The organism is Paenibacillus sp. FSL R5-0713, assembly GCF_037973325.1.
In the GTDB taxonomy this organism is placed as follows: domain Bacteria; phylum Bacillota; class Bacilli; order Paenibacillales; family Paenibacillaceae; genus Paenibacillus.
Genome location: NZ_CP150229.1, coordinates 3,138,323 through 3,163,857, shown reverse-complemented (window position 1 = coordinate 3,163,857; position 25,535 = coordinate 3,138,323). Strand labels below are relative to the sequence as shown.

Below are 25,535 nucleotides of genomic sequence, written 5' to 3'. Positions count from 1 at the left end.
TTCTACACGTCGCTCTAATGTACTTTATTTGGAAAATGCTTCTCTGATCTTGTCACTCATCCGATACCAAGCATCCTCAGCTATCTGAAGATCGCCAAAATGTGTAAATCCATGAGCAGCTCCCTTATACTCCTTATGGGTCACCTTCACACCGCTTTCTTCCAGCCTTGCTGCGTATGTTCTTGCTTCTTGCGCCAGTGAATCTTTCTCCGCCGTAATGATCAACGCTTCTGGGAGACCCTGCAATGATGTCGCAAGCACAGGCGACGCTAACGGATCATGCGCATCTTGTGGCGTTTCAAGGTACATCGCGTTGAACGTTCTGGCGATATCAGCAGGAATGGCTACTTCATAACTCGGTTTCTCGGCCGGATCTGTAGCTATATCCAACACGGCATAATCGATAACCTGAAGTACAATCGGCAGCTCGCTATCACGTTGCTGATTCAGCAAACACAATGCTGCTGCAAGATTCCCCCCAGCACTATGCCCACCAATGGCGAATAGAGATGGGTTCACCGAGAAAGATTCCGGATTGTCGTGGACCCACTTTACAACGTCATAACATTCATGGACTGCGGTTGGAAATTTGTGCTCTGGTGCAAGACGGTAATCGATATTCACGACCACACAATCAGCACGATCAGCGATCAGACGACACCATGGATCATCCATCTCTGCTTGTCCGAGGATGAAACCACCCCCATGCATATTGAAGAAAACCGGCAGAGGTGCGGAATGATCCCGATTCGGTGTATACACAAGTACACGCGTATCACCTTTCGTTGTAGGAATCATAACTTCTTCTACGGTGACGGCATACGTGGAGCTGGGTTGAAGAGCTGCATCTGTACCGACGACATTTTGACGCATTTGTTGTACCATGGCCAGTTGTTGCTGTTGATCCATAGATATCACTCCTTATTTGCATTAAGAATGAATCCGACAATCGGAAATTTGAATCATTCATTCTCCAATGACATGTTCATGCGAGATATCAAGCTCCCCCAGTTTCTCACTGTTCGTTGGATGCGCTCTCCTGCTCCATACTTGACTGCTTAGTCTTGTGGAACATCATCCAGACCCCCATCAGACAAAATAAAACGCTGCACCCCATGCCAAACACGCTGCTGGTTTTTAAAGCGAGAGGTGAGGCTTGCATGGTAAGTAGTGTCGCTTGTGTCACGACGATGGATACCATGGCATCGGTGAAGTTAATCATTTTCAATGTAGATATAATTGGGTTATGTAGATGACGATTAGCCCAGGTACCATACACGGCAAAAGCAAGTTTGGTAAAAGCGACTATAGCTACGATATATACAATAAGTCCGCTATATATGAAGGCATCACCGATCAGATACATTCGCAGACAGACGATCGAATAGGATACGCCCAGAAAACATAGAAAAAGACCTCCGCGTTTATACACCGCAAGCTCCAAAGAATATCTTTCTTGGGGAGACACCATACCTTTGGCAACTTTATATTGATGAAGCACCTGGCCTTTGGCTATACACAGAATCAAATAATACACTGCATTTGTGATGAACCATCCGGAAAGGAGATATATCCCCAAGACTAGCTTGCCTATCCCAATCCAGGCATTGATAACAAGGGATGCAACGTTGAACAAGGCCGTTCGATCTTGCTTATTTCCAAGATAACGGTCCCATATGGGCTTCAAGTATGTCTTCATTTTCATAAGATATTCATTCTACTTGGCGAGCAGACCATCGGCATTGATATGAGCGAAATGCCTCACGATTCGGCCAGAGATTCCCGAACCCTTTTCGGAAGGGATTGGATAACCATTTCATACGAGTGATCGATCATGACGTAGACATCCTCATCTGACAAGGAGCCATCCAGCGTAATGGTATTCCAGTGTTTTTTGTTCATATGATATCCTGGTTGAACAGCTTCATGCTGCTCTCTCAGATTCTCTGCAATAATCGGGTCACATTTTAAGTTCAAGCGACAGTTCTTTTCTTTATTTTCAAAAATAAGCGCGAACATCTTACCCGCGACCTTAATCGCGACTGGATCAGGGCCAAATGGATAATCCTTGATCGCGCCTTTCTTGTTCAAACAGTACTTAATTATCGTATCCTTCAAGTCAGTACCTCCCTTTTACCCGTGAACGATATAATGATATAGAATATAAGTTCGTATGTAAATAAGCTCTCTGTACATACATAATAAAACCTCCTCCATATGAATGAAGAAGGTTTTATCTGCGTTTATTTAGGTCTTAATTGGCTCTATCATTCCTTGTTTTGCTGCTGCGGCTGAATGAACCATTATTTGATTTACTGCTACTACTGTTCGATCGACTGCTACTGCTGTTAGAACGATTGCTATTGGATCTACCGTCGTTAGAACGGCTATTGGTCGTTTTGCCACTCTTGGCAAACCACTCGGATTTGGGCTTGCGTGCCGGGTTCGCCTTGGATTTGGCTGGTTTGCCCACAGCTGATTTGTTGAACGCAGGTTTACTGCCTGATGCTTTGCTGGTTTTCTCAAACACAGGAACACCTGTCATCGGATATGGATGACCTTTAACTTCAGGAATCGTCTTCTTGATTACTTTCTCAATATCCTTCAGGAATGGAAGTTCATCCTTCTCACAGAATGAGATGGCCATCCCGCTTTTCCCTGCTCGACCTGTACGTCCAATACGGTGAACATACGTTTCCGGAATGTTAGGCAGGTTAAAGTTAATGACATGTGACAGTTCCTCCACATCAATTCCTCTTGCTGCGATATCCGTCGCCACCAGTACTCGCGTAGCCCCACTCTTGAAATTGTTCAGTGCCCGCTGGCGCTCGTTCTGAGACTTGTTGCCATGAATGGCTTGTGCCGTAACATTCACTTTGGCCAAATCACGTGTAACCCGGTCAGCGCCGCGCTTCGTGCGTGTGAACACCAATGCCGTGACGATGGATTTATCCTCCAGGATCTGATTCAACATCTGCTGCTTTTTGCCATTCTCCAGCAAATATATAGACTGCTCAATGCGGTCTACTGTTGAAGATACGGGTGTGATTTCGACTTTGACTGGATCAACCAGCAGGGTTTTAACCATCTTGGTGATTTCAGGAGGCATGGTCGCTGAGAAGAACAGCGTTTGCTTCTTGTTCGGCATCTTGGCGATAATTCTTTTTACATCATGAATAAAGCCCATGTCCAACATCCGGTCTGCTTCATCCAGAACGAGAATCTCAACCATCTTCAGATCAATACGTTTCTGGTTAATCAGATCGTTCAATCTGCCAGGTGTTGCGATAATAATATCTGCACCTTGATTCAGCGCCCGCTCTTGCACTTTTTGCGAAACACCACCAACGATAGCCGTACAACGGATGTCCGTATACCGACTATATACTTTGATATTATCGGCGATCTGAATTGCCAGCTCTCTTGTTGGTGTCAAAATCAATGAACGAATATGTCGAGCGGACTTTGATCCTTGTCCTTTGGATCTTTCGCTTAATAATTGAATGATCGGCACCGAAAATGCTGCCGTCTTGCCTGTTCCGGTCTGTGCACATCCCAGCAAGTCTCTGCCAGCCAATACAGCTGGAATGGCCTGTTCCTGGATAGGCGTAGGATTAGTATAGTTTGCTTTGCTTAACCCTTCCATAATACAGGGAATAATATTTAGGTCCTTAAATGTCATGTTATCTCCTTCATTTACGCACATCTATCAATAAGACGCATCTTTTATTTCACACGTAACGTATAAGGATAACATTAAAAACGCAATCTGTACATTATCTTTTTAATTCCACTTATTTAACTAACCAATTTAAGACCGACTGCCGATCCGAGCACCATAGCGATAAACAAAATTCTTAGGGCATTTCGGGGTTCTCCGTAAAACACCATGCCCAGAATGGCACCGCCGGAGGCTCCGATTCCCGTCCATACCGCATATGCTGTCCCCATCGGAAGAGTTTCCATTGCAAGGGACAGGAACATAAAACTTAAACCAAACCCGGCTACCAATAGAACGAGTGAAATTAAATTACGGTCTTTGTGCAACTTGTTTATCATCAGCACGCCGATCATCTCAAATACCCCTGCCAAGATAAGAAACACCCAGTTCATTATAGCTGCACCTCCTTGTTCTTCTCTTTACTCAGCATTTTAAGACCAATTACGCCGAGTAAAAGTGTACCAATGAGTATCATTTTTCCGGTTTGCACATTTGCATTAAACAAAAGAATCTCTGCAAGCACCGTTCCAGCGGTACCTAGGCCAACGAATACTGCGTATACGGTTCCCACGGGCAATGTACGCGAAGCTGCAATCATTAAGCTGAAGCTGATCATAATCGCAACCAGTGTAAGACTCCATTCCAGCACCCCGCTGGCATGTTTTAATCCAATGACCCAACCCACTTCGAACAACGCAGCAATCACAACCGACATCCACGTTTTATTCATACCTGAAACACTCCTTCTCTACTACATTTTTTGTACAACCTGTAAGGGTTCATTAGCGAAAAACAAAAAAAGCCCGGGAAACAAACTGCATATCGCAGTTCATCTCCCAGGCTTTTATCCCTCCGTGGCACAACCAACAAGTTGCGGGTTTTCTCTCGGACCAGACCGACACATCCATCGCGGAACCCTAGAAAACCTGTTTGTATTCTAATGTGTCTCCAATTATACACACTTCCACTATCTTGGCAACCCCGTTAATGTGATCATGCCATTTATTTGATAATCAAACCCATTAATCCTACAAATGTGGCGGCTTGATGTGGTGAAATCACACAACCGTTGAGGTCTTCCATGGTTAACACCAAGGAGTCAAATTGGCAATCGCGAAGATCCAAATCTTTCATTTTGGTCCCCGTTAAGGAAGCTTGGTCGATATTACATTGAGTGAACTCCATCTTCTGAAGAGCCAGATAGGCAAAGTCCGCACCAATCAAGGTACATTCCGAGAAGGAGACCTGTTTCAGATGGGCAAAACGGAAATTGCTGTAATCCCCTAGACCATGTAAAAAACTGACATTTTGCAAGCGACTATTGGAAAAATCCGTTCCAACAAACTTGCAGTTATGCCATTCGATTCGGTGCATGAAGGCACCAGAGAGATTGACATTGGAGAAGTCGCAGTGTTCGAACCGGACATCCGTGAATTCGAATTGTTCCAAGGCAGACTCCGAGATCGTCACATGTCTAAATACAACATTTTCAAAGGAAACCTTACTCGCTTCCTGTTGATCCAAAGTCATGTTCTCAATCAGTTTGTGTTTATACTCCACTTTGGATTCGAGAAAACCTATCGTTTCCGGTTCAAGCAACTGCTCCTGAAGCTTGGGTTTGTCCACTTTCATACCGCATTCCCCGATTCCTTCATGGCTACCACTCGCAGTCGGCTTCTGTCCAAATACCATTGTCCATCCCGCATCAGTTGTAGCTGTACTTTTTTCTCTACAGCTTCCATAATAACATCCTGTTCCGCAGGTGCGATACCACTGAATAAATACTCTGCGAAGCTGTCCAACCACTTTCTGGCTCCTGGCTTAAACGGAGTAAGTTGGTCAACATGCTGGGCCAGACTAACTCGAAATCCGTTTTGCTCCAGAAGATTAGTATATTCGCCAATGGTAGGGTGATACCATGGATTCCGGCCTTCCCATCTGTATCCACGGGCATGCAGTTCTTCCCGTACCGCTGCTATTAAAATAGCCGTATTACCACTTCCGGCAAACTCTGCCACGAATCGTCCGCCCGTCTTAAGCGCTAAGTATATGGATTGCACTACAGCTGGGGCATCCTTTATCCAATGCAGAACGGCATGAGAGAAGACCGCATCAAACGGCTCTTCAGACCGATAATGACAGGCATTAGCGACTTGAATATTCATATCAGGATATTTCTGTTTAGCTTGCCTAATTGTCTCCTTCGAAAAATCAATGCCTGTTGTCAGCGCTCCTGCAGCTGCAATTTTGGCTGTCAGATCCCCATTCCCGCAACCCACATCAAGGATTCGTTCTCCATGGGACGGCTGGAGCAAGGTTAAGATCGGTGTTTCCTGTAACGCTGTAAAAGGAGCAGAATGACCACTCCACGATTCGTTCGTTTGACCGGATAAATGTCCGTTATTCATAGAATACAATCTCCTCCTCAATTAAGGATATATTATATCTATAATAGCTTTAATATAAGAGAACTGTCAATTCACGAAAAACATACGAAAAAGGACAACCTGTCGCGGTTGTCCTTAAGTAACATTAATATTTGCAAAGTTATACCAATACTTCGAGTCGTTGTTCAATCCAAGTCTCTTCATGCAATAATTGAGCAATATCACGAGTCAATGCATCCACATTCTCCTGCCGGGTTGCCCAACTGGTACAAAAGCGCACCGCACTGTGTGTATCGTCAACCTTTTCCCAGAAGGAGAAAGTATAATCATTCCGTAATTTCTCAAGCAAAAGATTGGGCAGAATCGGAAACTGCTGGTTGGTTGGTGAGTCATACAGGAAGCGTACTCCCTGCTGTTCGAGTGAATCATGAATTCTCAACGCCATATCCACGGCATGATGGGAAATCTCAAGATACAAGCCGTCTTCGAACAAAGTTTCGAATTGAATCCCCAACAATCTGCCTTTGGCAAGCAGGCCACCTTTTTGTTTGATCATATAACGAAAATCTGGTTTGAGCGCATCATTCAGGATCACGACCGCTTCTCCCATCAACGCTCCAATCTTGGTTCCGCCGATGTAAAATACATCGCACAAGCGCGCAAGATCAGCAAGTGTCATATCGCAATTACGGGAGGCAAGTGCATATCCAAGGCGTGCTCCATCCACGAAAAATGGCAGACCACATGCTCTGCTGACTGCGTGCAATGCTTGCAATTCTGCTTTGCTGTACATCGTTCCGTTCTCCGTTGGCTGAGATATATAGACCATACCTGGCTGTACACAATGTTCCGGTGAAGACTCGTTCATGTGCGCATCATAGACTGCTCTAACCTGTTCAGGCGTGATCTTTCCATCCTCACTTGGAACCGTGAGTACCTTATGGCCCGTTGCTTCGATAGCCCCAGTCTCATGAACCGCAATGTGTCCCGAGGTCGCTGCAATCACACCTTGATATGGACGCAAAATAGAGGCAATAACTGTTGTGTTCGTCTGTGTACCGCCAACCAAAAAATGAACATCAGCCTGCTCGTTGTCACAAGCCTGACGAATAAGCATTCTCGCGCGTTCGCAATGCTCATCCGTGCCATACCCGCTTGTCTGTTCCATGTTGGTTTCCATCAGTTTTTGTAAAATGCGTTCATGCGCACCTTCGTTATAGTCACATTCAAATCGTATCATCGTGTTGTCTCTCCTGCCTTCTTGTTCAACTTCTCTTGTATGTTCATCATGGAGGTGTATACCTCTTGAATCTCTTCTTCATTGAGTTCTTGCATTAATTTCAGAATCTGTTGATCGGATCGATCATTCAATTGGGCATACAGTTCCTCACCCTTGGCTGTCAGACGAATCAGACTGACCCGGCTATCGGCTTCAGAATTCACTTTCACAAGCAGACCTTCCTTGGTCAGCTTGTTCACAATGCGGCTCATATAACTGCGATCAATGGTCAGTGTATCCACCAGATTGTTCGCAATGCTCTCTCCCCGAATTCCAATCTCGATAATGACCCGTACTTCGGCAAAGGAATACCCTGTTCCGAGAATATGCTTGTCGAGTACACCAAGTATGTTGGTATAAAAACGGTTAAAACGTCGCATGTCAGCCAGAATATCTGGATTTATGTACTGAGAGTCGATGTCAAACCCTCCTTTTTAGTGGACATTGTCAACATTATAATAATCAGGTTAGTGGACGTTGTCAACATTATCTTCCCCTTAGTATTTCACAGCCTCATTTTTAAGCCAAACCAAAAAGCCGCACATATGCGCGGCAAGGTTTAATTGATTTAGATACTTTATACAAATACTTAGTCACCTACTTAAGTTTCTATATAAATTGAACTGAACATTTACACAAAACGAAGAGGACAGAAAGAACCTGAAGAAGCGGAGCTAAAAGCTTTCTGTGGAAAGCTACTTCGTAAGCATAAACTTGCCTTTATCCCCGGATTTCTCCTTTAAAGAAGGAATAAAAAAATCTGGGGATAACAGCGATCGGAAGATTATTCTGTCATCGGAGTACCCAGTGTAAATATTTTTTTGTTCATTTTATATGGATTAAGAGTGACTATATTGCACCTGATGAAGACGGCTGTATATGCCTCCAGCGGCGACCAATTCCTCATGGTTACCCTGTTCAGCGATACCATCTGTGTTCACTACAATGATTCGATCCGCGTTCTTGATCGTTGTCAATCGGTGTGCGATCACAAGGGTCGTTCTACCCACCGACAATTCAGCGAGTGATTGCTGAATAAGTGCTTCCGTTTCCGTATCCAGTGCAGACGTTGCCTCATCCAGAATAAGAATGGGTGGATTTTTCAAGAACATACGAGCAATGGATAACCGTTGCTTCTGTCCTCCGGATAGCTTGACTCCACGCTCGCCAATGACCGTATCCATACCGTCCGGCAACGTAAGAATCAATTCCTCCAATGAGGCACGGCGAGCGGCATCCCAGATCTGTTCGTCCGTTGCACTCAGGTCACCATAAGCAATATTCTCCTTAATGGTACCCGAGAACAAAAATACATCCTGTTGAACGATCCCGATATGCTTACGCAACGATTGAAGCTTAACATCCCGAATGTCCACTCCATCTACAGTGATTCGTCCCTCTTCTACCTCATAGAATCGAGGAAGCAGGCTGCAGATGGTTGTCTTACCTGCGCCTGACGGGCCAACAAAAGCAACGGTTTCCCCTGGTCGAACAGTCAGACTGATATCATTTAAAATACGGCGACTGGATTCATATCCAAACGAGACGTTCTCAAAACGAATATCACCCTTCACACTTTCGAATTCCACGGCGTTTTTGTTATCCGCAATTTCAGGTTCTGTATCAATGATCTCCAGATAACGCTTGAAACCAGCGATGCCCTTTGGATAACTTTCGATGACTGCGTTAATCTTCTCGATAGGACGGAAGAAGATATTCGATAGCAGCAGGAAGGCCATAAAATCACCCATATTAATTCTGCCATCAATATAAAACCAAGCCCCGCTGATCATGACAAATACCGTAACCAGTCGCATCATCATATAACTGACCGAGATACTTTTCGCCATCGTTTTGTAGGCAAGCAGCTTGGTTTTACGGAAATTCTGATTGTCTACAGCAAAAAGCTCTTTTTCGTGTTCTTCGTTGGCAAACGATTGCACAACACGCATGCCACCGACATTGTCCTCAATGCGCGCATTGAAATTGCCGACGTCTCCGAAGAGTCTTCGATACGTCTTCGTCATACGGCCACCGAATACGATAATGACCCAAGCCATAATTGGGATAATGATAAAGGTTAGGAGCGCAAGCTCAAGATTAATGTTAGCCATCAGCCAGAATGATCCGATTAATGTCATCACTGCAATGAACACATCTTCGGGTCCATGGTGAGCAACCTCGCCGATATCGTTCAGATCATTCGTAAGATGACCAATCAAATGACCTGTTTTGCGATTATCGAAGAACCGGAAAGACAGCTTCTGCAAGTGAGCGAACATCTTCTCACGCATGTTGGTCTCAATGTTAATGCCCAGCATATGTCCCCAGTATGTAACGACATAGTTCAATACCGTATTAAGTGCATAGATGGATAACAGCACAATACAGGCAAGCAAAATAAGAGGCCAATCCTGACCCGGCAACAACTCATTAATGAATTTGCTGACGGCAAGGGGGAAAGCCAACTCCAGAAGACCTGCGAGTACAGCACATCCAAAATCAATCAAAAACAGTTTTTTATAAGGACGATAATACGAAAAAAAACGACGAATCATACTTATTCACTCTCACTCTCCAGATTCTTATTGGGACCTACATCTTCATTTTGCAGTTCGAAAAGATGGACATACTCGTCGATGACCTGATCAATGGCTTTCAACTCCCCACTGATTATTGGGCGAATATGTTCATACTCCTCCTGACCAAGTTGTCTGGCGAGCGTTGTTCTTCGATTCTGCATCTGTTCCAGAAATACAAGAATCCGGCCGCGACGGAAGGTTTGCGCACCATGGCCCCGTTTCCCCTGATGTTCACCATGTCCTCTGCCACGTCTGGAATGCTCTCCACGTTGCTCGCTGTCACCCACATCACGTCTCGGACGTTCACCTTGACGTACACTTCCATCCGATTCTTCGATCTGTCGATCTCTCATCCTGCCACCTCCATGACGTGTATACATATGTATACAACGCATTCATGTATACGATTGTATACGCGGCGACAAGGAGTGTCAACCTTAATTTTCCAATAAAGTAACTACGTATGTATGTTCATCACCTCTTTCAATAGAAAAAAGCCGCGATTTCGCGGCTTCTTTTGTTGACACACTCTACTCTATTTCACTCATAAACTTCCTATATTCTTGAACCATTTCTTTGGAGCGGGTGTGATGCAAATAATGATCTCCCTCGAAAGTCATCACTTTTCCATGCACTGAATCTTTGACTTGCTCTTCATGCAAGGGTATCCATCCTTCCGTTTCAGTATCATTCGCTTGTAAGAAGAAAATCAACGGAAGATCTTTGGGGAAGGTCAGGTTCTCCGCTGCTTTGAAGTTAGGACCAAAGTTTTCGCCTTCATTCAGATTGTTCGGATTAAACGTATTTTTGAGTGAAAGGATTCGAATTTGTTCTCTGGTTTCATCATCAACATCGGGTGCAATCAGTTGATCAGGGGCCAGTTTCATTAACAATCGGTAGAATCCTGATTTTTTAAGCAGTTTGTACGTTTCAGTTGGGAATGGATCATCGTTACCTCCCTGCGTTGGGACACTGCTCTCGATGCCGACAAAGGAAGTTACTTCGTTTGCATATTTGTTCACATAATCCAGTCCGTATATTCCTGAAATGGAGTGAGCCATGAGCGTATAACGATGAATACCAAGTTGCTGTAACGCTTCATGAATTTCACTAACCATATTTTCCGTAGTACGCTCTTTTTCAGTAATGTCACTTAATCCATAACCGAAAGGTTCAATGACAACGACTTTGTAAAATGGAGATAGCTGATCGATGAGCGGTTTGAAATCAAGGGCTGGGGCGGGTGTTCCATACCCAGGAAGTAATACCACCGTTTCTTTGCCTTTTCCTTGAATCAACACATTCATGTTTTTCCCGTCAACCGCTACAAACTGGCCGTATGATTTTATTTTCCCTTCCTCCGATTTGTTGCTAAATACATTAACAATAAAGACAGTCGCAATAAATAATGCAAAAGCGATAACGATCGCTCCGAATATTTTGAGCAAAATGATTAATATTTTTTTCATCATGATGGTTCTCTCCTGTTGAGTTCATTTACTTTTTTAGTGAAATTTCAAATTTGGCGCCAGCCTCACCTGCAAATACAATACGGCCGTTTTCGGGTAAAACAACAACATTATTACCGCTGACTACGCTGTGATTAATACAAACTCCGTTCTGATCATAGATAGCGAAGGCTCCATTTGCAGATAACTTCACTGTCATGACTTTTCCTTTCGCAGTAGCGGGTACCGAAAACCATTTGGCATATCCATCTGCTTGAATCGTTGTTGCGGATTGTTTACCGGAATAGATTGGTTTTACCAATTCCTCACTGACGAATACATAACCTGAAAATGTAAGATACTCTCCATCGTTCTTTTTGAAGAAATGAATGTCCATTGGTTCTCGTCCGACACTACCCGGAATCTGCAATTGATTGGCTGCTTCGTCTGCTCCAATAATCTTATTATTGGACATATACCCTGGATTCTCTTTATTCATATAAATAGGCACGATCGATGTAGCATTAAGATAAAACATGGATGTGTATTTCGCATTCACCAGATAATATTTTTTACCATCACGCTTTGCCCATGCATCGTTAATCTCCTTGGGTAATGTATTGGCTTCCAGCTTCTCCGCATTATATTCTGAGAGAGCCACCTGTCCGAGTCCTGGAACGGAGATATAAGATCGAGACCACAGGTAGGTATTCCCATTTTTCTCCACAACGAATTTCAACTTTTCTGTACCATCATCACTCACAAAAGTACCATCTGATGTATAGGTGTATTCTTGAACCGGATGACTTGGAGACGTGAGAGAGGAGACCGTCATTTGTCCAGCCGTATTTATTTTGATCTTCGTCACTGAATTATTGCCACCATAATTCCCTGCAAACTTGGAGATTTCTTTAGGCATATCAGCCTTCACAGGTACACCAAATGATTTTTCCGGTTTCCGTTCTTTAATCATGCCCTTTTCTTCAAGTGCGCTAAGTAATAACTCACTCGCAATGAATTGATCGGTTACGCTTGACCCGTCTGAAGAGATCACGGCTGCAGCCATGTTGTATTCCGGAAGTACGACGAGTGAAGAATGATAAGATAACGTATCTCCACCTTTCGTAACAGCCTTGATGCCGTACTCACTGAATGGGAACAAGTCCACACTATCCCACCCTAATCCGTACGACATAGAAGAATCACTATCCTTTGGCCACATGCCTCTTCTGTATTCTTTTTGCTCCATGGCTTCTACCGACTTGTTGGAAAGAATCCCTTTGACCTCTCCTGTGAAGATTTGCGAAAATTTCACCAGATCCTTAGCGGTGGAATATATGCCTCCTGAAGCAATGATATTATAATTCTCTTTTGGAAGTTGTGCCTCATAAAAAGGGGAATAGATTCCCGCCATTTCTTCCGGATTAACTATATCCTGTGGTGTTTTGGTATGATTCATTTTCAGAGGCTCTGTAATATATTTGTGTATAAATGCCGTAAAGCTCATACCAGTGACTCTCTCAACCAGAATTTCAGCTAATGTAAATCCATCGTTAGAGTACACCGAATACGCACCTGGCTCTGCCATCAGATTCTGGGTCGCCAATTGATCCAAAAAGGTATCATGTGCAATGGTATCATTGTCCCCATACAGTATAGCACTACCGTTAGAAGCTCCGGGAAGCCCGGCCGAATGATTCAGCAACATACGGGGTGTAATCTGTTTGTGTCGATTATCTTTCATTGTAAAATCAGGCATATAGTTCACAACAGGCACATCCAGATCGATCTTGCCTTCATCCACCAGCTTCATCACTGAAGCTGTAAGAAACATTTTACTGGTTGACCCTATGCCATAGATCGTGTTCGTAGTAAGAGGTACCTTGTCGTTTAGATCGTTCTTCCCCGTTTGACCGGACACCGTAATCTCTCCACCATCAATGAGCGCATATTGCAGACTCGTCGTACCGTACGTCTCCGTCAGCAATTTAGCTTTTTCGATTACGGTTTTCTTTGTTGTCTCGTACGTAAGGTTAATGCTGTTATTCATGACAGCCGGTGCGGCCATTGCAGATAGCGGGGCAAGTATCGTCAGCATGAGAGTCACAGCAGCTATAGTATTTCTCTTTCTTGCTCTCCTCACACTCATCTCCAGTTTTGTTACCTCTCTTGGTTTCATTCTTGCATCTACTCCTGTCTTCATCATTGTGTTAAGCCACCATAACGTGGGCGCTAAACACAATATAACAAACCAAGATGTCCCCCTAATGACTACAACATGAACGGAGGATGAACAGGCAAAAAAAGTTTGCATCATTATACGCAAGGAGGTTTTTACAGGGTGTCATAGACTAGTGAAGGCATAAAATTCAATCACTCTGTGGGTGTTGTAATTGGCAAGATGACGATGAAGGTCGTTCCTCGTCCATATTCGCTCTCCACCCGGATGTCCCCTTGATGAAGCGAGATGATCTGCTTTACAATAGCTAGTCCCATACCGCTTCCTTCATATTTCTGACTGTGGGAACGATCTGCTTTAAAGAAGCGGTCAAATATACGCTTTTGGTCTTCCGGGAGAATACCAATACCCGAATCCGATATGCGGATATCCACGTTCTTGATATTCTGTTTGATCGTGACGTTAATTCGGGCACCATCTTCGGAAAATTTGATGGCATTGCCGAAGATATTGATCCACACCTGATTTAACTGATCATAATCGGCCGTGATTTGGGTGGGCTGCAAATCAAGATCGATCTGAATGTTACGGGCCGACCATTGGGGTTGAATAGCGACAATTACTCGTCTGATCTGTTCATCCAGACTGAGCGTGGCCAGCCGCATTTGCAATGATTGAGATTCAAGCAAACTCAGCTTTAGCAGACTATCACTTATTTTGGACATTCGTGCAGTTTCAGTGATGATAATGTCGAGATAATCGCTTTTTTCGTCATCCGGGAGGTCTACCTGCTTGAGCGCTATAGCAAAACCGGAAATGGAAGTGAGCGGAGACTGAACTTCATGGGACACGTTTGCTACAAATTCCCTGCGCATCTGCTCAAGCTGCTTTAGATCGTGCATCATTTCTTCAAAGCTGCGAGCCAAAGTACCTATCTCACCCTTTTGTTTAATATTAAGCTTGACGTTGAAATCTCCAGCAGCTATAAGCCGGGTCGCTTTTGTCAATTTTTTGATCGGTCTTACCAGAAAAATAGCCGCAATTAGTATCAATAGGCTTCCTGCTAACAACGAACAAATCAAAAAGGTTACAACAAATTTGATAAGAAATGAGGTGGAAGAGGAAGTGAGGGGCTCTACAAACATTGCTATGCTTCCCATTTCAGTTTTTATCGGCAATCCCAAGAAGATCGTATCGATTCCATTAACTTGGACTCTTCCTCCATCCAGCACTTTCTTCAATTGTTCTGTAGTCACTAGGAAAGGATGTTGTCCTTTAAGTTCTCCATAGGATTGAAACGGACCCGTTGCTTTATAGATTCGGATGTGGTAAGAGTTGAGTTGTTTCATTTCACTTATAAACATTTCTGCTTCGCGTAGAGGCAATGTCTCGTAGATGCGGACGATATCCTGTCCAAAGTCAAGCAAGGAAGCTTGTATGTTTTCGTTTAATTTATCTTGAAATATCCAGGTTGTAGCAAGAAAAGAAAGGATGGTGCCCCCGATCACGGAGACCAAAAAGGTCAGGACTACACGTGTATAGAGGGAGCCGGTCACTCCTGCACCTCTAGCCGGTAGCCAAGTCCCCGCACCGTTTCGATACGAAAATCGGAGATATCGGTAAAACGTTCGCGTAGACGTTTAATATGCACGTCTATCGTTCGATCATCGCCAGTATAATTAATTCCCCAAACTTGATCGATTAGTTGCTCCCGCGTATAGACTTGTCCCGGTAATCCAGCAAGTTTATACAATAATTCGAACTCTTTAAGCGGCAAGGTGAACGACTCTGTACCCCTCAGGACCTTATAAGTCTGCCGGTTCAGAATAACGTTTCCTAATTGGATGGTCTGCGTTAAACCTATACGGTATCGTTTCAACAGTGCCTTGACGCGAGCCATCAACTCAAGCGGATCGAATGGCTTCGTCATATAATCATCTGTCCCGAGCTGAAATGCTTGTACTTTCTCCCAGGTCTCGTTTCTTGCCGTCAACATGAGTAACGGAAGATCCGGATTGGCTCTTCGAAGTTCCTCGCATAATGCCCAACCGTCCATGACTGGCATCATAATATCAAGAATAACCAAATCGACTGGCGTGGAGGTATAGATAGCCAGGGCTTCCTTTCCGTCTACGGCGTTGATGGTAGTAAATCCGTCGTTGCGCAAAAATAAACAGACGAGTTTGCGAATGTTCGCATCGTCGTCAGCAACTAATATCGTAGGCATCGTTTCCACTCTCCGAAAAAAGAATATAAATATATTTTCTTCAATTGAACAAAAGCAGCCGATTACTTTGATCGGCTGCCTTCTTAGTTTCGTTAAACATGCTACCTTACTAGAATTCATCTATTTCAATGAAATTTCAAATGTGGAACCAACGTCACCTGCAAATACAATGCGACCGTTTTCCGGTAAAACAACCTCATTCTTACCGCTGACCACGGTGTGATTAATACAAATGCCCTTTTGATCATATACGGCAAAGGCACCATTTGAAGGCAGTTTAACGGTCATGACTTTTCCATTCACCGTTGATGGTATAGAAAACCATTTGGCGTAACCGTCTGATTGAATCGTTGTTACAGATTGTTTGCCCGAATAGAGTGATTGTACGATTTCCTCACTGGCGTATATGCTACCTACAGCTGTAATGTACTCTACTCCATTCTTTTCAGCGAAATAAATTTCCTTTGAATCCCGTCCTGCCATACCAGGGATTTGAAGATCTGTGACTGCTTTGTTGGCTCCAATAATCTTACTATTGGTCATATACCCTGGGGTCTCTTCATTCATATGAAAAGAAAGAATTGGTGATGAATGGAGATATACAGTTGATGTATACTTCTGATTCACCACGTAGTATCTCTTACCTTCACGCTGCTCCCATGAGGCAGTAATATCTTGGGATAATTCATTGGCTTCCAGCTTCTCCGCCGTATATTCGGAGAACGCCAACTGTCCCAGTCCCGGCATGGATATATAAGATCGAGACCATAGATATGTCCTTCCATTCTGCTCTGTAACGAATTTCAGCTTTTCTGTGCCTTTATCGTTAACAAACGTACCATCCGCTGTATATGTGTATTCTTGAGCCGAATTATTTGGAGCTGTTAGCGCGGATACAGTCATTTTTCCAGCATGATTCATTTCGATCTTCTTCACCGAATTATTAGAACCGTATATACCCGCATACGTGGATATTTCTTTAGGCATATCTGCCTTCACTGGTACGCCAAACGATTTTTCCGGCTTTCGTTCTGTAATAATGCCCTTTTCCTCAAGTGCACTGAGTAATAATTCACTTGCAATAAACTGATCTCTGGCACTCGTTCCCCCTGATGAGGTAACGGCTGCAGCCAGATTGTATTCTGGCAGTACAATTAATGAGGAGTGATACGATATGGTATCCCCACCTTTGGTAATAGCTTTGATGCCATATTCACTGAATGGGTACAAATGTACACTATCCCACCCTAACCCGTAAGATATAGACGTGTCGCTATCCTCCGGCCACATACCTCTTTTGTATTCTTCCTGCGCCATGGCTCCTACCGACTTATTGGAAAGAATGCCATCGAATTCTCCCGTGAAGATTTGTGAAAATTTCACCAGATCCTCAGCAGTGGAATAGATGCCTCCAGTAGCAATGATATTATAATTCTCTTGAGGAAGCTGGCCTTCAACCAAAGGAGAATAGATTCCCGCCATTGCTGCCGGATCAACGACATCCTGCGGTGTTTTGGTATGTTTCATGTCCAGGGGCTCTGTAATATATTTGTGTATAAATGCAGTAAAGCCCATGCCGCTCACTCTTTCAACTAGAATCTCGGCTAACGTAAAACTGTCGTTACTATACACCGAGTACGCGCCAGGATCAGCCTTCAGGTGTTGGTTCGCCAATTGCTCCAGAAACGTGTCATGTGAATACGTGTCATTATCCCCATATAATGTAGCATTGCTACCGGAGCTGCCTAGTAGACCAGCGGAATGATTCAACAACATACGTGGTGTGATTAATTTGTACCGGTTATCTTTCATCTTAAAATCAGGTAAATAGTTCACAATTGGCACATCCAAATCGATCTTGCCATCATCAACAAGCTTCATAACAGAAGCTGTAAGAAACATTTTACTTGTTGAGCCGATGCCGTAGATTGTATCTGAAGTAAGCGGTACTTTATCCTCTATATCGTTCTTGCCCGTTTGACCGGACACCACAATCTCTCCAGCATCGATTAATGCATATTGTACACTGGTCGTACCGTACGTCTCAGTTAGGATCTTCGCTTTCTCCGCTACTATTTTCTTGGTTGGTTCATACGTTAAATCGCTCTTGTTACTCGTAGCTGGTGCGGCCATGACTGACATTGGAGCTAACATCATTAACACCAGAGTTAAGGCGGTGATTGAAGTTCGTTTTCCCGTTTGTCGTCCCATTCACATCATCTCCTGAGTTTAAATATTTTGGCTAATTACAGTTCTTTCGGATCTACAAATTTCACCTCTGGATAGATGTCGCTCGGCCCCTGAATCAGGTTTCCACCCGTTCCTTTCAATTGTTTGTTAAAGAAATCGAGTACATATTGATTTACGATATTTGAACCTCTCTTACCATTGATCTCTCCTGTGATCCCGGACAGTTTAATCAGTTCTGAATAAAATTGAAGATCCGTGAAATTGAAGTGCTGGGTTCCTTCTATATAAATTACATTTCCCCCATGTTCAATAACATTTTTCATAATGTGCAGCTCATCTGAAAGAAACTTAGTTACTTCGTCATCCGAATTTCTGTCCTTTTCAAAATTGGCTAACCAGTCTTCAAAATTTCCCGATCTGATAAACATAAACGGCTTGTTTATATCATCTCTATCTTCTACTTCATTCAGTGACCCATCCATATTAACCCCGGCCTTGATTCGATGATCCAAATACGTTGCATTAAACGCCGTTGCACCCCCAAAAGAATGCCCCATCGCACCGATGTTATCTACATCGATTTTTCCTTTAAACTGACTTTCAATTGCACCTGAATTCAGCTTTTCAATTTGATCAATTACAAACTCCACGTCTTTTGTCCATATATCGCCAACTTCTCTGCGGTCATCTATGGTTGTCATCTTTGTTGTATACCCCGTTACACGACCATCAGGAAAGAGGGTAGCAAACGTGCTGTACGTATGATCGATTGTCACTACGATAAACCCATGACTGGCCAGATTCTCCGCCTGTGATGCCTGTAGAACTCTACTGGTTCCCATACCATGAGATAGCAGCACCACAGGATAAGGACTTGCCGAAGGTAATATTTCTACATTTTCATAAGAGTTGCTATGACTATATTTCCAGTAGTCGAGCACAAATTCAGGCAGTTTCAAAGAAGCAGAGAAGCTCTGAATATACGTTTTGAACATTTCTTTATTATTTGGAAACAGCGTGTCACGTTTCTTGTTACTAATGTTTTCAGTAGGGTACCAGACTTGAACCATTAACTCCCTCTTATCGGTTTGATCTTCAGTCAAGATTTCATCTCTGTTCTGATCTGTAAAATGGAAGGTTTGAGTACCTACTTTCTCTGGACCCTCGGGCTTCGGCAAATCAAAGACAGGTAAGTATACCGACAAGAGGGTAGAAGCAACAAGCAGAATGACGATTAGGGAAGATAAACTATACTTCAATACCTTTCCTATTTTTAGATGGATCATCTTGTCGGAATGCCGGAGTAAAACAATAAACATGAATAGTGCCGTCATGATATATACCAAAAGCAACTGCCATCTGTATCCCTCAACCAATAAATGAGCTACGAGTATGACACTGCTTCCTATACCTATACCTAGGCCTGTTTTCTTTGCACTTCTTTTAATAAATAGTAAGTCTGCGAGTAAAGCGAAGCAGGATAGAACTAAAAGTATCTCAAATAATCTCATTTGTATTTCCTCTCTCTCATCACAGCAACGTCCGGATTGACCATGTTGTAGAAACCGCCACACAGGACGGTTTTTCATATTCGTTCATATAGATTCGTTCATACAGATCTGTTATTCAAAGGTTGTACGTTTACCCCTATTTATTTCGCTTCAGCCATAAAAGCTCTAACATCTTCAGCAATTTTTTTGAATTGCGTATGATGTAAATAATGGGAACCATCCATTGGAATTACTTTCCCATGAACCGAGTCTTTGATCTGTCCTTCATGCAAGGGGATCCATCCTTCTACCCCTTCATTATTCGCTTGTACAAAGAGCAGAAGTGGAAGATTTTTAGGAAAGCTTAAACCTTGAGCACCTTTAAAATTGGTATAAATATGGTCCATCTCGTTTAATGAGGTGGGATTGTACATGTTTTTATTCGAAATCATTCTCATCTGCTCAACCGTTTGTTCATCGAATGCCAGTCCCTCATAGGGATCTGCACCCACTTTCATCATTAATCTCAAGAGACCTGTATTTCTAAGAAGAGCAAACGTTTTTAAGGGGAACTTTGCATCTGTAATACTTGGTTGGGTGGATACACTGCTATCAATACCGACAAAGGCAGTTACCTCATCCGGATATTTGTTCACATAATCAATGCCGTAAATGCCCGCTATAGAGTGACCCATGAGCATGTACTGCTGAATATCAAGTTGCTGCAGAGCTTCATGAATTTCACTTACGATATTCTCCGTGGTTCTTTCTTTTTCAGTTTCATCACTTAATCCATAACCGAATGGCTCAACAGCAACCACTTTGTAATATGGTGATAATTGATCAATAAGCAACTTGAAATCAAGCACTGGTGTTGCTGTTCCATAACCAGGCAGAAGCACAATCGTTTCCTTGCCTTCACCTTGAATGAGCACATTCATATTTTTTCCATCTACAGAAACATGCTGACCGTAAGACTCAATCTTTTTCGCCTCAGAATTACTGCTGATTACATTGGTGATATAAACAATACCTAGAAACAGAACAATGGCAATTAAGATTGCTCCTAGTATTTTAAGTATAATATTTCGTACCTTCTTGACCCTGGTTCTATTCTTGGTTTTCTTGCCTTCTGGTTGTGTCACGCTAATCTTCTCCTGTCCTGAACTGGTAGTTGGGTATTCTTCTTTGCCGCTAATGAAACTTTATCCAATGCACATGTACTCTCCGTGACGACAATATGAACTGAATATGAACAAGTAAAGAAATGTTATGACGTGACGGAGCAGGCGCTTATTCTAATGGATAATGGGGTTATTGAGATCCTCCCATAAACTCCCTGAACTGTGCAGCGATTTCTTTGGCATGGGAACGGTATAGATAATGATTTGCTTCCAGAAGCACCATTTCACCACGCGCAGAGTTCTCTATTAACTTCTCGTGTTCGGGAACCCAATTGTCCACTGCAGGATGATTCTTTTGAACAAAGAAAAGAACCGGGAGATCAACTGGGAACGTTAACTGTTCAGCTGCTTTAAAATTGGAATACATGCTTACAATTTCGTTTAACTGAGTTGAATTAAACATGTTCTTTTGTATCAAAATGTTCAATTGTTCTTTGGTTTGTTCATCATACGGAAGCCCAGCATATGGATCATCACTCAATTTCAATTGCAAACGTGGGAAACCCAAGTTACGGTACCATTTAATCGGTACGATTTCTGATGCTTCAACCTTCTGTTCACTAATCGCTGGAACACTGGTGTCCAGCCCAACGTATGCACTTACTTCATCAGCATATTTGTTCACATAATCCAGACTATAGATCCCCGATATGGAATGACCCATGAGAATATACCGATCAATACGAAGATTTTGCAGCGCTTCATGTATTTCGCTTACGATATTTGCTGTACTGCGTTCCCTTTCGGTATGATCACTTAATCCATAACCAAAAGGTTCCACCACGACGACTCTATAATATGGGGTTAACTCCGAGATAAGTGGCTTAAAATCTAGTGCAGGTGACGCTGTTCCAAAACCCGGCAAAAGCACAATCGTTTCCTCGCCTTCACCTTGAATGAACACATTCATATTTTTCCCATCCACGGAAACTTGTTGACCATATGGCTCCATTCTTTTTTGCTCTGAATAACTACTGATTTTGTTAACCGTATATACGGTAGCTACAAAAAGTAAAATTACTAAAATGATTGCGGCAAGCACTTTTAACAAAATGCTTAACACTTTTTTTGTTTTGCTCTTACTCCGCACGCTTTTGTCTACTTGTTGATTCACATTCATCTGCTCCTGTCCTCATCTGTGTATTGGCCTAAGAGGCCGTTAATGCAAGCCTAACCAACAAAGATGTACTCTCCGTGACCGGAATATGAACGGAATATGAACAAGCAAAAAAACCATGTGTAACATGCAAGGAAACATGCATGTTACACATGGTATGAAAATCCGGTATTCAATCATCCGATTTTAATTCTTTGGCCTATCCTGCGAGCCTAACTATCCGTTGGTGGATGGATGGGCAACGTGATGACAAAGGACGTCCCTTGACCAGGTTCACTTTCCACTCGAATGTCACCCTGATGAAGCGATACGATCTGTTTAACGATAGCAAGTCCCATACCACTGCCGTCATATTTACGACTGTGGGAACGATCCGCCTTGAAAAAGCGCTCGAATATACGCTTCTGGTCTTCAAGGGGAATACCGATGCCCGTGTCGGACATTCGGATAGTCACATTTTTGATATCCTCTTCGATACTGACTTTAATCATGCCGCCATCATTGGAAAACTTGATGCTGTTTCCCAGAATGTTCGTCCATACCTGATTTAACTGATCGTGATCAGCCGTCACCTTTACATTCTCCAAATCAAGCTCGAAATGAATATTGCGCGCAGACCATTGCGGCTGGAGTGCCACGATAACCCTTCGGATCTGTTCATCCAGACTTAAAGTATTGAGCCGAAGTTGCTGTGACTGCGATTCAAGCAAACTCAGCTTGAGCAGGCTGTCGCTCATTTTGGACATTCGCTTGGCTTCAGCAATAATAATATCCAGATAACGGTTCCGCTCTTGTTCTGAGAGGTTTACCTGCTTCAGTGCCGAAGCGTAACCGGATATCGAGGTGAGTGGAGACTGAACCTCGTGCGAAACATTCGTAACGAATTCCCTGCGCATCTGCTCCAACTGCTGCAGATCGTGCATCATCTCTTCAAAACTGCGAGCCAACGTACCTATCTCAGTCTTTTGCGTGATGTTCAGCTTGACATTGAAATCTCCAGCTGCAATCCGTTTGGTCGCTTTGGTCAATTTCTTGATTGGTCTAACCAGGTATACAGAAGCAATCAGAATCAGCAGACTTCCTGCAATCAACGAACAGCTTGCAAAGATTAAGCCAAACTGCACTACAAAAGAGGCGGAGGGCGGTGCGAGGGTTTCCAAAAACATCGCTTTTGTGCCCATTTCCGTCTTGATCGGTAACCCCAAAAGAACAGTAGCGATCCCCTTGGGTGTGTCTTGAACAACCCCTCCATCTAACACTTTTTTAAGTTGCTCTTTCGATACAGCAGCTGATTTATGTCCATTAAGCTTCCCATAAGTCTGGAGCTTGCCCGTTGCATCATAAATTCGAATATGATATGAATCAAGCTGTTTCATATTGCTAACGAATAATTCTGCTTCATCCAGAGGCATCGTCTTATATATCTGCACTACGTCTTGGCCAAAGTTGCGTATGTTAATTCGGGCATTTTCGTTCAATTTATCTTCGAATATCCAGGTTGACATAAAAAAAGAAATAACTGTACCAGCGATGACAGAGATCAGAAAGGTGAGCACCACACGAATGTATAATGATCTGATCATTCATGGACCTCAAGTCTGTATCCTAGCCCACGCACCGTTTCAATCCGAAAATCAGGTGTCGTCGCGAATCGTTCACGCAGGCGCTTAATATGTACGTCTATCGTTCGATCATCTCCGGCGTAATCAATACCCCATATCTGATCGATCAACTGCTCACGTGTATAGACCTGGCCTGGTGTTCCAGCAAGCTTATATAGCAATTCGAATTCCTTCAGTGGTAAAGTAAGCGATTCTGTACCTCTCGTCACCTTATACGTCTGACGATCCAGAATGACATTGCCAAACTGGATTGTGTGTGTGGAGCCAATTTTATATCTTTTCAGTAATGCTCGGACACGTGCGGTAAGCTCCAATGGATCAAACGGTTTCGTCAAATAATCATCCGTACCCAATTCGAATCCTTTTACCTTCTCCCAAGTCTCTCCTCTCGCCGTCAGCATGAGTACCGGGAGATCCGGATTGGCTCTGCGGAGTTCCTTGCATAATGCCCAGCCGTCCATAACAGGCATCATAATATCAAGCACGACCAGATCCACTGGCGTCTCGCCGTACACGGTGAGAGCTTCCTTACCGTCCGCAGCTTCCACCGTCGTGAATCCATCGTTTTTGAGAAAGAGACAGACGAGTTCGCGAATGTTCGGATCATCGTCCGCAACGAGTATAGTAGCCATAGATTTTTCTGTCCTCTCCGATCCGTTTGAATATATGGTTCAAATTATAGTTAATTCTGATACATCCTGCTCATTGTATATCCACAGCAAACATCGTATGCTCCTTTAACGTTCCCTGGATCGGGACAGACTGTGACCCGCACGCTGTGAATCCTGCCTTTTGAAGTACACGGATGGAACCTGTATTATCAGGTACCGCTCCAGCCTCGATGCGTGTAATTTCAGTTTCATGTTTGGCAAATTCCAGCACACATTGCAGGGCTTCGCTCATATACCCTTTTCCTTGATGCAGCACATCCGTCACATAACCTACGATCCATTTGGGGGTTGAATCCATTATGATCTTGAACAATGAAATTTCACCCACAAGTTCATCCGTTGTATGTAGAAAAATACCGAAGGAATAGCGAATTCCTTCTTCTCTTTTCTTGTCCCAGCTCTCAATGAGTTCCCTTTGCTTTTCCATGCTGTAGTAAGAGTCATCCCGATGACTTGCAGAGGTTCTCTCAATTGCCTCACGATTTCGAACCTGAAGATCCAGAAGCAATGAGGTATCCTCCACCTTCCAAAATCTCACATATATACGTTCTGCACTATATTTCATTACATTAGTCCTCCTCTGTTATGTATGAGTCGATGGCCTGCATTTTCCCTGTCATATCCCCCCGTTTGCTGTCATTGTTCAGTGAATTGTAGTTTGATTATATCAGGTCATTATAAGAGTATGAACGGATCAATGAGAATTGTTTCGCCAGAAAATGCGGAGAATAAGGCATGTCGTTACGCAGCCATGCAACAATGGTACCAATTAAAGCAGACGAACCATACCAGATGGCGATTTCCTTGTGAATGCCGGAATCCTCCAGCACATCTTCCATTTCGGCTCGATCTATCTTAGCTTTGACCAAGGTACTTAACAGCTTCAGGAGTCGTTCTGTGAAAATGGGTGTGCGCTTCGTGGCAAGTACCACCTGATAGAATGAGGCGTTCTCTGCAAAATGCTCCAGTAACTTGACCAGAACTGGCCAGGCTTCTTCTGTTCTTTGTTTCTCAAAATGAGGGGCATATTCCTCCACGATCCGTTCAATATGCTCAATCATCTCATCAGCCATCTTCTCCATCATATCCGTAATATCCCGATAGTGCAGATAGAAGGTTACCCGATTGATCGTCGCTCGTTCGGCAATTTTGTTCACTGACAATTTCTCAATATCCATTTCCTGCAGCAACTCCACAAACGCACCTCGAATTAACTGACGTGTTCGCAATATTCTTGGGTCCACAGGCGATTTCTTCTCATCTTTCACGTGTATCCCTCCTTCAAATTTGGAACATTACAATTTTAAACAATCAGTCGTTTATTTTCGATTTACACAACAATATCATAACATTTGTAAAATAAACGACGAAAACACCTCATAACGTAAATTGTAATCTGTCCGAATATGTATATAATTCAATAAATACAATGTAAACT

The 25,535-nt window shown here is 43.3% G+C and carries 24 protein-coding genes and 1 riboswitch; all 24 genes read right to left on the bottom strand.

Translation table 11 applies throughout. The features are described from left to right. Window positions 1-24 precede the first annotated feature (24 nt). The 24 genes from MKZ12_RS14220 to MKZ12_RS14105 all read right to left on the bottom strand — a co-directional run bounded on the left by MKZ12_RS14220 (window position 25) and on the right by MKZ12_RS14105 (window position 25,365). Window positions 25-909: an alpha/beta hydrolase gene (locus MKZ12_RS14220; protein WP_339261035.1), complete on the bottom strand. Its 885-nt coding sequence runs from the start codon at window positions 907-909 to the stop codon at window positions 25-27. Between the two features lie 106 nt (window positions 910-1,015). Beyond that, window positions 1,016-1,705 carry a hypothetical protein gene (locus MKZ12_RS14215; protein ID WP_339261034.1) on the bottom strand — a complete coding sequence of 230 codons (690 nt, stop codon included), beginning with the start codon at window positions 1,703-1,705 and terminating at the stop codon, window positions 1,016-1,018. A gap of 56 nt (window positions 1,706-1,761) precedes the next feature. Beyond that, the gene (locus MKZ12_RS14210; RefSeq protein ID WP_339242487.1) at window positions 1,762-2,118 is read right to left on the bottom strand and encodes an MmcQ/YjbR family DNA-binding protein; all 357 of its coding nucleotides are present in this window, start codon (window positions 2,116-2,118) and stop codon (window positions 1,762-1,764) included. Window positions 2,119-2,254: 136 nt separating this feature from the next. Further along, window positions 2,255-3,682 carry a DEAD/DEAH box helicase gene (locus MKZ12_RS14205; protein ID WP_339261032.1) on the bottom strand — a complete coding sequence of 476 codons (1,428 nt, stop codon included), beginning with the start codon at window positions 3,680-3,682 and terminating at the stop codon, window positions 2,255-2,257. 116 nt (window positions 3,683-3,798) lie between these two features. After that, on the bottom strand, window positions 3,799-4,113 hold the full coding sequence (locus tag MKZ12_RS14200; RefSeq protein ID WP_339242483.1) for a multidrug efflux SMR transporter: 315 nt from the start codon (window positions 4,111-4,113) through the stop codon (window positions 3,799-3,801). Further along, window positions 4,113-4,451, bottom strand: a complete 339-nt coding sequence (locus MKZ12_RS14195) for a multidrug efflux SMR transporter (RefSeq protein ID WP_339261030.1) — start codon at window positions 4,449-4,451, stop codon at window positions 4,113-4,115. Before MKZ12_RS14195 ends, MKZ12_RS14200 begins: the two co-directional genes overlap by 1 nt. A 101-nt stretch (window positions 4,452-4,552) precedes the next feature. Beyond that, window positions 4,553-4,653, bottom strand: a riboswitch (guanidine-I (ykkC/yxkD leader). Between the two features lie 70 nt (window positions 4,654-4,723). Beyond that, a complete protein-coding gene (locus tag MKZ12_RS14190; RefSeq protein ID WP_339261028.1) occupies window positions 4,724-5,353 on the bottom strand; it encodes a pentapeptide repeat-containing protein in 630 nt (209 codons plus the stop codon). Further along, complete coding sequence (locus tag MKZ12_RS14185; RefSeq protein WP_339261027.1) at window positions 5,350-6,129, bottom strand: methyltransferase domain-containing protein; 780 nt, start codon at window positions 6,127-6,129, stop codon at window positions 5,350-5,352. Before MKZ12_RS14185 ends, MKZ12_RS14190 begins: the two co-directional genes overlap by 4 nt. Window positions 6,130-6,268: 139 nt before the next feature. Then, window positions 6,269-7,348, bottom strand: a complete 1,080-nt coding sequence (locus MKZ12_RS14180) for a low specificity L-threonine aldolase (protein WP_339261025.1) — start codon at window positions 7,346-7,348, stop codon at window positions 6,269-6,271. Next, entirely contained in the window at window positions 7,345-7,767 is a 423-nt protein-coding gene (locus MKZ12_RS14175) for a MarR family winged helix-turn-helix transcriptional regulator (protein ID WP_339242471.1), read from the bottom strand. The genes MKZ12_RS14180 and MKZ12_RS14175 overlap by 4 nt, the downstream gene beginning before the upstream one ends. A 459-nt stretch (window positions 7,768-8,226) precedes the next feature. Beyond that, window positions 8,227-9,945: an ABC transporter ATP-binding protein gene (locus MKZ12_RS14170; RefSeq protein ID WP_091016502.1), complete on the bottom strand. Its 1,719-nt coding sequence runs from the start codon at window positions 9,943-9,945 to the stop codon at window positions 8,227-8,229. A 2-nt stretch (window positions 9,946-9,947) separates the two neighbouring features. Then, window positions 9,948-10,322 carry a hypothetical protein gene (locus tag MKZ12_RS14165; protein WP_339242468.1) on the bottom strand — a complete coding sequence of 125 codons (375 nt, stop codon included), beginning with the start codon at window positions 10,320-10,322 and terminating at the stop codon, window positions 9,948-9,950. A 177-nt stretch (window positions 10,323-10,499) separates the two neighbouring features. After that, window positions 10,500-11,441, bottom strand: coding sequence for an alpha/beta hydrolase (locus MKZ12_RS14160; RefSeq protein WP_339242467.1), 942 nt, complete (start codon window positions 11,439-11,441; stop codon window positions 10,500-10,502). A 25-nt stretch (window positions 11,442-11,466) separates the two neighbouring features. After that, complete coding sequence (locus MKZ12_RS14155; protein ID WP_339261023.1) at window positions 11,467-13,596, bottom strand: serine hydrolase domain-containing protein; 2,130 nt, start codon at window positions 13,594-13,596, stop codon at window positions 11,467-11,469. A 194-nt stretch (window positions 13,597-13,790) separates the two neighbouring features. After that, the gene (locus tag MKZ12_RS14150; RefSeq protein WP_339261021.1) at window positions 13,791-15,152 is read right to left on the bottom strand and encodes a HAMP domain-containing sensor histidine kinase; all 1,362 of its coding nucleotides are present in this window, start codon (window positions 15,150-15,152) and stop codon (window positions 13,791-13,793) included. Next, window positions 15,149-15,823 (bottom strand): response regulator transcription factor, encoded by a 675-nt coding sequence (locus MKZ12_RS14145; protein ID WP_339261019.1) that lies wholly within the window; start codon window positions 15,821-15,823, stop codon window positions 15,149-15,151. The genes MKZ12_RS14150 and MKZ12_RS14145 overlap by 4 nt, the downstream gene beginning before the upstream one ends. Before the next feature lie 120 nt (window positions 15,824-15,943). After that, window positions 15,944-18,034, bottom strand: a complete 2,091-nt coding sequence (locus tag MKZ12_RS14140; protein WP_339261017.1) for a serine hydrolase domain-containing protein — start codon at window positions 18,032-18,034, stop codon at window positions 15,944-15,946. 35 nt (window positions 18,035-18,069) lie between these two features. Further along, window positions 18,070-19,524 carry an alpha/beta fold hydrolase gene (locus MKZ12_RS14135; RefSeq protein WP_339261015.1) on the bottom strand — a complete coding sequence of 485 codons (1,455 nt, stop codon included), beginning with the start codon at window positions 19,522-19,524 and terminating at the stop codon, window positions 18,070-18,072. A 140-nt stretch (window positions 19,525-19,664) separates the two neighbouring features. Further along, the gene (locus tag MKZ12_RS14130) at window positions 19,665-20,648 is read right to left on the bottom strand and encodes an alpha/beta hydrolase (protein ID WP_339261013.1); all 984 of its coding nucleotides are present in this window, start codon (window positions 20,646-20,648) and stop codon (window positions 19,665-19,667) included. Window positions 20,649-20,817: 169 nt separating this feature from the next. Beyond that, on the bottom strand, window positions 20,818-21,801 hold the full coding sequence (locus tag MKZ12_RS14125) for an alpha/beta hydrolase (RefSeq protein WP_339261011.1): 984 nt from the start codon (window positions 21,799-21,801) through the stop codon (window positions 20,818-20,820). 215 nt (window positions 21,802-22,016) lie between these two features. Next, a complete protein-coding gene (locus MKZ12_RS14120; protein WP_339261009.1) occupies window positions 22,017-23,387 on the bottom strand; it encodes a HAMP domain-containing sensor histidine kinase in 1,371 nt (456 codons plus the stop codon). Further along, window positions 23,384-24,058, bottom strand: a complete 675-nt coding sequence (locus tag MKZ12_RS14115) for a response regulator transcription factor (protein WP_339261007.1) — start codon at window positions 24,056-24,058, stop codon at window positions 23,384-23,386. The genes MKZ12_RS14120 and MKZ12_RS14115 overlap by 4 nt, the downstream gene beginning before the upstream one ends. A 70-nt stretch (window positions 24,059-24,128) precedes the next feature. Then, entirely contained in the window at window positions 24,129-24,662 is a 534-nt protein-coding gene (locus MKZ12_RS14110; RefSeq protein WP_339242452.1) for a GNAT family N-acetyltransferase, read from the bottom strand. Between the two features lie 97 nt (window positions 24,663-24,759). Continuing rightward, the gene (locus MKZ12_RS14105) at window positions 24,760-25,365 is read right to left on the bottom strand and encodes a TetR/AcrR family transcriptional regulator C-terminal domain-containing protein (protein ID WP_339242450.1); all 606 of its coding nucleotides are present in this window, start codon (window positions 25,363-25,365) and stop codon (window positions 24,760-24,762) included. Between the last annotated feature and the right edge of the window lie 170 nt (window positions 25,366-25,535).

What these genes read in the sequence shown, in the direction of transcription:
- MKZ12_RS14135 (WP_339261015.1), bottom strand. Translation starts at nt 19,524, where the DNA reads ATGAGATTATTTGAGATACTTTTAGTTCTATCCTGCTTCGCTTTACTC.
- MKZ12_RS14200 (WP_339242483.1), bottom strand. Translation starts at nt 4,113, where the DNA reads ATGAACTGGGTGTTTCTTATCTTGGCAGGGGTATTTGAGATGATCGGC.
- MKZ12_RS14205 (WP_339261032.1), bottom strand. Translation starts at nt 3,682, where the DNA reads ATGACATTTAAGGACCTAAATATTATTCCCTGTATTATGGAAGGGTTA.
- MKZ12_RS14120 (WP_339261009.1), bottom strand. Translation starts at nt 23,387, where the DNA reads ATGATCAGATCATTATACATTCGTGTGGTGCTCACCTTTCTGATCTCT.
- MKZ12_RS14155 (WP_339261023.1), bottom strand. Translation starts at nt 13,596, where the DNA reads ATGAAACCAAGAGAGGTAACAAAACTGGAGATGAGTGTGAGGAGAGCA.
- MKZ12_RS14165 (WP_339242468.1), bottom strand. Translation starts at nt 10,322, where the DNA reads ATGAGAGATCGACAGATCGAAGAATCGGATGGAAGTGTACGTCAAGGT.
- MKZ12_RS14190 (WP_339261028.1), bottom strand. Translation starts at nt 5,353, where the DNA reads ATGAAAGTGGACAAACCCAAGCTTCAGGAGCAGTTGCTTGAACCGGAA.
- MKZ12_RS14160 (WP_339242467.1), bottom strand. Translation starts at nt 11,441, where the DNA reads ATGATGAAAAAAATATTAATCATTTTGCTCAAAATATTCGGAGCGATC.
- MKZ12_RS14170 (WP_091016502.1), bottom strand. Translation starts at nt 9,945, where the DNA reads ATGATTCGTCGTTTTTTTTCGTATTATCGTCCTTATAAAAAACTGTTT.
- MKZ12_RS14185 (WP_339261027.1), bottom strand. Translation starts at nt 6,129, where the DNA reads ATGAATAACGGACATTTATCCGGTCAAACGAACGAATCGTGGAGTGGT.
- MKZ12_RS14110 (WP_339242452.1), bottom strand. Translation starts at nt 24,662, where the DNA reads ATGAAATATAGTGCAGAACGTATATATGTGAGATTTTGGAAGGTGGAG.
- MKZ12_RS14220 (WP_339261035.1), bottom strand. Translation starts at nt 909, where the DNA reads ATGGATCAACAGCAACAACTGGCCATGGTACAACAAATGCGTCAAAAT.
- MKZ12_RS14175 (WP_339242471.1), bottom strand. Translation starts at nt 7,767, where the DNA reads ATGCGACGTTTTAACCGTTTTTATACCAACATACTTGGTGTACTCGAC.
- MKZ12_RS14195 (WP_339261030.1), bottom strand. Translation starts at nt 4,451, where the DNA reads ATGAATAAAACGTGGATGTCGGTTGTGATTGCTGCGTTGTTCGAAGTG.
- MKZ12_RS14215 (WP_339261034.1), bottom strand. Translation starts at nt 1,705, where the DNA reads ATGAAAATGAAGACATACTTGAAGCCCATATGGGACCGTTATCTTGGA.
- MKZ12_RS14145 (WP_339261019.1), bottom strand. Translation starts at nt 15,823, where the DNA reads ATGCCTACGATATTAGTTGCTGACGACGATGCGAACATTCGCAAACTC.
- MKZ12_RS14115 (WP_339261007.1), bottom strand. Translation starts at nt 24,058, where the DNA reads ATGGCTACTATACTCGTTGCGGACGATGATCCGAACATTCGCGAACTC.
- MKZ12_RS14140 (WP_339261017.1), bottom strand. Translation starts at nt 18,034, where the DNA reads ATGGGACGACAAACGGGAAAACGAACTTCAATCACCGCCTTAACTCTG.
- MKZ12_RS14180 (WP_339261025.1), bottom strand. Translation starts at nt 7,348, where the DNA reads ATGATACGATTTGAATGTGACTATAACGAAGGTGCGCATGAACGCATT.